The sequence below is a fragment of the Bacillota bacterium genome, assembly GCA_040754675.1.
In the GTDB taxonomy this organism is placed as follows: Bacteria; Bacillota; Limnochordia; order Limnochordales; family Geochordaceae; genus Geochorda.
In genome coordinates this window covers 1-2,208 of record JBFMCJ010000639.1, presented here as the reverse complement: position 1 = coordinate 2,208, position 2,208 = coordinate 1, and the positions used below count along the sequence as shown (strand labels likewise).

The following is a 2,208-nucleotide window of genomic DNA, read 5'->3' as shown; positions in this document are numbered from 1 at the left end:
ATCTCGAGGGCAAGAAGTAAGGTGGTTCAGCCCGGGCTCCGGCCCCAACCGGGGCCCGGGCCGCCTCTGTGAAGGGGTGTCATCGTGAGCCGATACTGGACGCGGCGGCTACTGTACCTAGTGCTGGTTGTCCTGGGCGTCATCACCCTGACCTTCGTGGTATCCCACCTCATTCCCGCTGATCCGGCCAGGTACGCCGCCGGCTTGCATGCGCGACCGGAACAGGTGGAGCTCGTACGCAAGCAGCTCGGGCTTGATCGCCCGGTCTGGGAGCAATACGTCCGCTACATCGCCCGGCTGTGCAGGGGAGATCTGGGAACGTCAATTCTTACCCGCAAGCCGGTTGCGGAGGAGTTGAAGCTTTTCTTCCCTGCGACTGCGGAGCTGGTGCTGGTTGCCCTGTTGCTAAACGTCCTGATCGCTGTACCCCTGGGCGTCGCCGCGGCAGTAGGTAGGGGGCGGCCCACGGACGGGTTTGCCCGCCTACTGGCCGTGATTGGGGCGGGAATGCCGGTATTCTGGCTGGGCCTGATACTGCAACTGCTGCTGTACGCCCGGTGGAACGTCCTCCCCATGGGGGGCAGGCTTAGTGTGGGAGTGTTACCTCCGCCGCAGGTTACTGGGTTGTACGTGGTGGATGCCATCCTGGCGGGGCAGCCGGAGGTGGCGGTAGACGCGCTGCGGCATCTTATCATGCCTTCCTTCGTGCTTGCTATCGGGGAAATAGCGGTTGTCACGCGCATGACCCGATCGAGCATGCTGGAAGTGCTCGGCCAGGACTACATTCGCACTGCCCGCGCCAAGGGTTTGGCGGAACGGGTGGTGATATACCGCCATGCGCTGAAAAACGCCATCCTGCCGGTGGTCACCGTGCTTGGGATGCAGCTGGGCTGGATGATGGGCGGCACGCTGCTAGTTGAGAGCATTTTCTCATGGGGGGGGCTGGGATACTACGCCGTTACCGGCATCAGGCACCACGATTTCCCCGTCATCATGGGAGTGACCTTGCTTATATCGGTCACGTTCGTAGTAGCCAATCTGATCGTCGACTTCCTGTACACAGTTCTCGATCCCAGGATCAGGTATTGAGGGTGTCCAGATGGCTGCCAGCACGCGCAGAAATGTGATCAGGATCTTTCTGAAGAACCCGCTCGGTCTGGTGGGGGCGCTTGTGGCGCTGGCGGTGGTGGTTGTCGGGGTGTGTGGTCCCTGGCTGGCCCCGCACGATCCTTACCGAGTCGACATGTCGGATCGTTTTCTACCCCCTGGCCCCGGTCACCCGTTCGGGACCGACGCCTCGGGGCGGGACGTGCTTAGCAGGGTGATCGTGGGGACCAGGTTCACCCTGGAGGTGGCGGTTGTCGTCGTGAGCATTGCCCTTATGCTGGGTATGGTGGTTGGCGGGGTTGCCGGCTACTACGGCGGGGCGATCGGGGAGTTGCTCATGAGGCTCACCGACATTTTCCTCTCGTTTCCACCCCTGGTGCTGGCACTCGCGGTGAACGCTGCCCTGGGGCCCGGGCTGTTCTCGGCCATGCTGGCCGTCGGGTTCACCTGGTGGCCTGGCTACGCGCGTGTGGTGCGGGCGGTGGTCCTGCAGGCTAGGGACAACCTGTACGTGGAGGCAGCTAGGGCCTGTGGTTGCAGCAACGCGGTGGTACTGCTGCGTCACGTGCTGCCCAACTGCTGGGCGCCGGTCATCGTCCAGGTCACGCTGGACGTGGGCTATGCGGTGCTGACTACCGCCGGTCTGAGTTTCGTAGGACTGGGCGCACAGCCACCGATGGCGGAGTGGGGGGCGATGGTGGCGGAAGGCCGGAACTACATTCTCTCCCACTGGTGGTGGTCTACCTTTCCGGGCCTCGCGCTTTTTGTGACAGTGGTGGGGTTCAACCTTCTCGGTGACTTTCTCCGAGACGTGCTGGATCCCCGTCTGAGAAAGCAATGAAGCATACCCGTGAGCAGGAGGCGGTGGTAATGGACAAGCAGGAACTGGCACAGCTGTGCGTGCGCCGGGTCGACCGCATGGCGGAGGCCGCAAGAAAGGGGGAAGTCGAGGAGGCGCTGCGCTGGGCCAGAGAGGTCCTCGAGGGTAAGAAGACGTTTCACGACTTCGCGGTCCGGTGGGTGAACCTTCTCCTGGGCCGGTTGCGGGACGCTTTGGGCGACGGGGGAGTGAGGGAAGCGCACGAGGAGTTTGCGGTGACG

At 63.2% G+C, this 2,208-nt stretch carries 3 protein-coding genes; all 3 read left to right on the top strand.

What is annotated here, in order from left to right:
• Window positions 1–84 precede the first annotated feature (84 nt).
• Window positions 85–1,089: an ABC transporter permease gene (locus tag AB1609_21935; protein ID MEW6049096.1), complete on the top strand. Its 1,005-nt coding sequence runs from the start codon at window positions 85–87 to the stop codon at window positions 1,087–1,089.
• 34 nt (window positions 1,090–1,123) lie between these two features.
• Window positions 1,124–1,948 (top strand): ABC transporter permease, encoded by an 825-nt coding sequence (locus AB1609_21930; protein MEW6049095.1) that lies wholly within the window; start codon window positions 1,124–1,126, stop codon window positions 1,946–1,948.
• Window positions 1,945–2,208, top strand: a 264-nt coding sequence (locus tag AB1609_21925) for a hypothetical protein (GenBank protein MEW6049094.1), incomplete at its 3' end; no start/stop codon positions are given. The genes AB1609_21930 and AB1609_21925, both read left to right, overlap by 4 nt.